The organism is Intestinibacter sp. (assembly GCF_051866655.1).
Taxonomy (GTDB): domain Bacteria; phylum Bacillota; class Clostridia; order Peptostreptococcales; family Peptostreptococcaceae; genus Intestinibacter.
In genome coordinates this window covers 1-5,846 of sequence record NZ_JBJDXL010000147.1, presented here as the reverse complement: position 1 = coordinate 5,846, position 5,846 = coordinate 1, and the positions used below count along the sequence as shown (strand labels likewise).

General features: G+C 28.7%; 7 protein-coding genes. All 7 read left to right on the top strand.

Annotated features, from left to right (window positions below):
• Positions 1–11 precede the first annotated feature (11 nt).
• A complete protein-coding gene (gene gap, locus ACI3VO_RS04215) occupies positions 12–1,037 on the top strand; it encodes a type I glyceraldehyde-3-phosphate dehydrogenase (protein WP_439756724.1) in 1,026 nt (341 codons plus the stop codon).
• A gap of 162 nt (positions 1,038–1,199) precedes the next feature.
• A complete protein-coding gene (locus ACI3VO_RS04210) occupies positions 1,200–1,568 on the top strand; it encodes a C-GCAxxG-C-C family (seleno)protein (RefSeq protein ID WP_439756722.1) in 369 nt (122 codons plus the stop codon).
• Between the two features lie 146 nt (positions 1,569–1,714).
• On the top strand, positions 1,715–3,022 hold the full coding sequence (locus ACI3VO_RS04205; RefSeq protein ID WP_439756721.1) for a hypothetical protein: 1,308 nt from the start codon (positions 1,715–1,717) through the stop codon (positions 3,020–3,022).
• A gap of 23 nt (positions 3,023–3,045) precedes the next feature.
• Positions 3,046–3,408, top strand: coding sequence for an arsenate reductase family protein (locus ACI3VO_RS04200; RefSeq protein ID WP_439756723.1), 363 nt, complete (start codon positions 3,046–3,048; stop codon positions 3,406–3,408).
• A gap of 183 nt (positions 3,409–3,591) precedes the next feature.
• The gene (locus tag ACI3VO_RS04195; RefSeq protein ID WP_439756720.1) at positions 3,592–3,921 is read left to right on the top strand and encodes an HIT family protein; all 330 of its coding nucleotides are present in this window, start codon (positions 3,592–3,594) and stop codon (positions 3,919–3,921) included.
• 380 nt (positions 3,922–4,301) lie between these two features.
• Complete coding sequence (locus ACI3VO_RS04190) at positions 4,302–5,615, top strand: circularly permuted type 2 ATP-grasp protein (RefSeq protein WP_439756719.1); 1,314 nt, start codon at positions 4,302–4,304, stop codon at positions 5,613–5,615.
• Positions 5,597–5,846 (top strand): alpha-E domain-containing protein (locus tag ACI3VO_RS04185; RefSeq protein WP_439756718.1); only part of this gene is annotated, 250 nt, incomplete at its 3' end. The genes ACI3VO_RS04190 and ACI3VO_RS04185, both read left to right, overlap by 19 nt.

Below are 5,846 nucleotides of genomic sequence, written 5' to 3'. Positions count from 1 at the left end.
TAACTTATGAAATGGGGGATATAAACTTGATAAAAGTAGGAATAAATGGTTTCGGTAGAATAGGAAGAAATGTGCTTAGAATAGCACAAGAAAGATTAAATGATGATATACAAATAGTTGCTATAAATGCTAGAGCAAATGCAGAAACATTAGCACATTTATTTACATATGATTCTTGCTATGGAATATACAAAGGTGAAGTAGAAGTTAAAGACGAAGAAACTATGTTAATAGATTCTAAAGAAGTAAAAATTCTTAGATATTCAGATCCAGCTGAAATACCATGGGGTGAATTAGGAGTAGATATAGTAATTGAATCTACAGGTAAATTTAGAGATAAGGAAAGCGCTTCTAAACATATAGCTGCTGGAGCTAAAAAGGTTATAATAACTGCACCAGGTAAAGACGAAGACATTACAGTAGTAATGGGTGTAAATGAAAAAGAATACGACAGCGAAAAACACAATATAATTTCAAATGCTTCTTGTACAACTAACTGCTTAGCACCATTTGCAAAAGTACTAGACGAAAAATTCGGTATAGAAGAAGGTTTAATGACTACTATACATGCATATACAAATGATCAACAATTATTAGATAAAACTCACAAGGATTTAAGAAGAGCAAGAGCTGCAGCTGAATCTATGATACCAACAACAACAGGAGCTGCAAAAGCCGTAGCTAAGGTTTTACCTCAATTAGAAGGTAAATTAAACGGATTTTCAGTAAGAGTTCCTACTCCAACTGTTTCACTAGTAGATTTAGTTTGCACACTTAAAAAAGGTGCTACAATAGAAGAAGTAAACGCTGCACTAAAAGAAGCTGCAGACGGAGAATTAAAAGGAATATTAGGATACTGTGATAAACCACTTGTATCAATTGATTTTAGAGGAGATTCTAGATCTTCTATAATAGATGCATTATCAACTATGGCGATTGGAGATAAAATGTTCAAGGTTGTATCTTGGTACGACAATGAATGGGGTTACTCAACAAGAACTGTAGACTTAGTAAAATATGTTGCAGAAAGATTATAATCTAGATGTATTTTACGCTGAATTAGTTAACCATATTTAACCAAATAAAAATAAACCTATTTAATACATTGTTTCTACTAATTTATTTTAAGAAGCAATGTTTTTTTTTGCAAAACTTTGTTAAAATATAAGTAGTATATAGAAAAATTGGAGGATAAAAAAATGAGTGAAAAAAAATTAGCATCAGATTATTTTATGGAAGGATTAAATTGCGCTGAATCAGTAATACAAGCATATAACGATGAATTTGGTACTGATATACCAATAAGAGTAGCAAGTGGTTTAGGCGGCGGATGTGCTGTTGGAAATTTATGTGGAGCTGTAAATGGAGCATGTATATGTGCTAGCTTTGCAAAAGGTAGAGATAAAGTAGGCGAAGAAAATGTAGCAAAATCTTATACTAAAAAAGTAATGGAAAAAGTTAAAGAAACTTATGGTGCTACAGATTGTAAAGCTCTTAAAAAAGATAGAGTTGGATGTAAAGAAATAGTAGACTTTGCTTACGATGCAGTAAAAGAAGCTTTAAAATAAGTTTAAAAAGTTAAATTTTATAAAAAATCTTTCTCTTTATAGGGAAAGATTTTTTTATTTAATGATTAATGCATATATAAATATGATATAATATAATTCAAAATCGATAGACAATAAAATTAAATATATAGAAAAGGTGAATAAATATGAAATTAATTGATAATGCTATATTTTCAAGATTTCTTCAATTTGATATAGATGAAAATATTCCAATTTATGAAGGTAGATTTTGTATATATTTACTTGATAAAAAGTACAAATGCACTGGAAATGTGGTATATAAAATGGCTACAGAAGGAACGATAGTGTTCAAGGGAAGGATATTATCGATTAAGGATTACGATGTCAATATTACATTGGATTATGACTCAGCAGAAATTGAAATTTACCAGTATAAGCCGGCTTCTGTTACGATAACATCTATAAACGACTCGACTATAGAAGGATATATAAACCACGGACATATAAGATCTAAAAATTACGAGGTCGATTATGTCGATTTTGATATTGTAAATTTTGATAAATATTTTGGAAAACTCATAAGATATAACGACAAGCTATTTGCAGGGAGAATGGAATTTAATTCAGGTGATTTTGAAGTTGTAATAGATAAAAGATTTGACTTTACTAAGGAGCTAGATGAAAAATTAAAAGACAGAGATGCACATATAATAACTCATAGCGGTAGAATAAGAAGAAAGGATAAAAAATCCTTTAGAACAAATATAGTAAATCAGCTATTTGATAATTTGGCGCTTTCTTTTAGCTTTATGTGCGGCAGATATGTAGATATATGTGCGGCATTTGGTTACAAAGACGGAGAAAATGTATATAGATTGTGGAGGGAGACATTTATAAGTCCATATAGATTTGTTCCAAATTGGAAGGACACTATATCTAATTATCATAATATGGAAAAATATCTAACTCTTATGAACAATAAATTGACAGACAACTACTACAATCAAGCTATAAGACAAGCTGTCGACTGGTATTTGCAGTCATTTGATGGATTGACTTTAGAAAACAACCTTATATCTATACAGATATGTCTAGAAACATTATCTTATATAGTATTAGTTGAGCAGGAGCATATATTTACAGACGATGAATTTGACGAAAATTTAGCCACAAAAAACATAAGGACTCTACTAGATGTCTGTTCTATTCCTTATGGAAAGGAAGAATTATTTTTATTCGATAATTATATAAATGACAGATTTGACGACGGTGTGGACTTGCTTATATACTATAGAAATAAAATAGTCCATCCTACGAGAAAGAGAAATAGAGCCACTATTACAGTTGAAGATGTGTGGAATATAATACAAATAGGAACTAGATATGTAGAATTGATTATACTAAATATAATCGGATACAAGGGAGAATACTCAAACAGGTTAGTTGATAGAGCATATGGAGAGGTTCAGCTCGTTCCATGGAACGAAAATTAATTGATTTTAGAAAGGAAGATATTATGATAAAATTTTACGGTTATTCAAAATGTTCAACAGTTAAAAAAGCAAAGAAATGGTTACAAGATAATAATATTGAATTTGAAGAAATAGATTTAATAAACGATACTCCTACAAAAGAGGAATTAGAACAAATTTATAAAAAAAGCGGTATGCCTATAAAAAAATTTTTTAACACAAGTGGTGTAAAATATAGAGAATTAGGACTTAAGGATGTTGTAAAAACTGAAACAGACGATAAATTACTAGAAATATTAGCAAGTGACGGCATGCTTATAAAAAGACCTATGATAGTAGGAGAAGATATAGTTATAAATGGCTTTAAAGAAAAAGAATACGAAGAAAAGCTTCTAAATAATAAATAAATACTGAGATTTATGCAAATTTTATTTTTGTCGAAATTAAAATTTGCATATTTTTTTAAAAAAATAGACAAAATTATCAAAAAAATTACACAAATCTGTAAATTTATGCTACAATAATATTACAAATTTTTATTTTTTTATTTTTATATTTAATACATTTAAAAAACAAGAGGAGGAGACTATATGAATTGTCAATATTGCCAAAAGAGAGATTATTTGTTGGAGAATGAATTTGCTTATGCAAAATTTGATACTAATCCAACTACACCAGGACACATGTTAATAGTACCAAAAAGACATGTAACAGATTATAATTATTTAACAGAACAAGAAAAAGAAGCTATGCATCAATTAGTAGATATGAGTAAGGATGCTTTAGTAGGTATATATAATCCAAGTGATTATAATTTAAGTATGAATGTATGTGAAGCAAATGGGCAAGCTGAACATTTATATTTCAATTTAATACCTAAATATGCAGAAGCTGAAAATACAAATACAGAAATAGCTTAGTTAAATTAAAGGTCGCGGCAATAAATATAATAATAGATTTAGTAATAGTAGCAATATAATCGTAGTAGTAGATATTAAAATATAATCGGGCAATATAGAGCCATATAAATTAGAAGTATCTGATTTATATGGCTCTTTTACTTTTAAAAAATATATATAAATAATTAAAATTTCTTGTAATGAAGGAAATTAATTATAAAAATAAAATTAATTATAAATATTCAGTAAATTAAGAAAATTAAATTAATTTGTTGAGAAACGACATTTTTTGTGCTAATATTATTGTTAATAAAATAATATTTGATAAATTTAAAGAAACTCTTTTCGAAAAATGTGTACAATATATTGGATTCTTAATTTTATCAAAAGGGGGAATACTTATGGAGCATTTACACAATCATAGAGATCATATCAATGAAAGATTAGAAAGATATGGCGTAACATTTGGACTATATAAAAATGGAGTATTTAAAAATCAATTATTTCCTTTTGATACTACTCCTAGAATAATTACTAAAGAAGAATTTGAAGTTATTGAAAAAGGATTAATTCAAAGAGCCTCAGCACTTAATTATTTTTTAGAAGATATATACACTAAAAGATCTATACTAAAGGATAATGTAATACCTGAAGATTTTATATTTTCATCACCTGGATATTTAGAAGAATGCTGCAATATAACTCCTCCTTTAGGGATACATAATCATATTTCTGGAATTGATTTAGTTCAAGCTAAAACTGGAGAATGGTTGATTTTGGAAGATAATTTAAGAGTTCCATCAGGAGCCTCATATCCTTTGATAGCTAGGGACATAGTCAGAACAATATCTCCGGAGACATTTGAAGAAAATAATGTCTGGGATAATAGAGATTATGCTAAGCTATTAAAAGAGATGTTTGACGATGTAAATTGCGGAGGAATAAATGTAGTTTTAACTCCAGGAGAATATAATTCAGCGTTTTTTGAACATTCTTATTTAGCTGAAAAAACACACTCTATGCTTGCATTTCCAGGAGATCTATTTGTAGAAGATGATGTCGTATACTACAAATGTATGAATGGTCATAAAAATAGAGTTGGAGCTATATACCACCGTATTTCAGACGAGTATATGGATCCTATGGTATTTAATAAAGATTCCTTAATAGGTATACCTCATGTTATGGAGGCTTACAAAAAAGGAAATGTAGCACTTATAAACGCACCTGGAAATGGTATAGCAGATGATAAGGGAATATATTACTTTGTACCTAAGATGATAGAGTATTATTTAGGAGAAAAACCGATTTTAAATAATGCTCCGACATACGTACCTTATTATAAAGAGGATTACGATTATATTTTAGAAAATATAAAAAAATTAGTAATAAAAGATGTAAGTGAAGCAGGAGGATATGGAGTAGTATTTGGAAGAGATTTAACTGAGGAAAAATTAGAGGAATTAAAATCTCTTATAATAGAAAATCCTAGAAGATTTATCGCACAAGAGATAATAGATTTCAAGGATTTAAAATGTTACGAGGATGGCGAATTTGTATATAGAAAAGCAGATTTAAGAGCTTTTATAATACAAGGAAAAGATATTAAGGTCTGGAAAAGTGGACTTACAAGATTTGCAAGAGGTGAAGGAAGCTTTGTAGTAAATTCATCTCAAGGAGGAGGTTTCAAAGATACATGGATTATATCTCAATAAATAAAAAGGAAAATTTGTACTGGTTGGGAAGATATTTAGAAAGAGCATACGAGCTTGGAGTATATTTGAAGAAATACTACGATGATATGCTAGATGATAAAACTACTTACGAAAAGTTTTGTGAGGTTTTAGGTATACAAAATACCTTTGAAGATAAAGATGATTTTATTTTAAAAATGGTATCTGATCCTACAAATCCTTCAAGCATAATATATTCTCTAAACTGCGCTA

Excerpts from the sequence above, each read along its gene's own strand:
- gap (WP_439756724.1), top strand. The coding sequence starts at position 12 with ATGGGGGATATAAACTTGATAAAAGTAGGAATAAATGGTTTCGGTAGA.
- ACI3VO_RS04210 (WP_439756722.1), top strand. The coding sequence starts at position 1,200 with ATGAGTGAAAAAAAATTAGCATCAGATTATTTTATGGAAGGATTAAAT.
- ACI3VO_RS04205 (WP_439756721.1), top strand. The coding sequence starts at position 1,715 with ATGAAATTAATTGATAATGCTATATTTTCAAGATTTCTTCAATTTGAT.
- ACI3VO_RS04200 (WP_439756723.1), top strand. The coding sequence starts at position 3,046 with ATGATAAAATTTTACGGTTATTCAAAATGTTCAACAGTTAAAAAAGCA.
- ACI3VO_RS04195 (WP_439756720.1), top strand. The coding sequence starts at position 3,592 with ATGAATTGTCAATATTGCCAAAAGAGAGATTATTTGTTGGAGAATGAA.
- ACI3VO_RS04190 (WP_439756719.1), top strand. The coding sequence starts at position 4,302 with ATGGAGCATTTACACAATCATAGAGATCATATCAATGAAAGATTAGAA.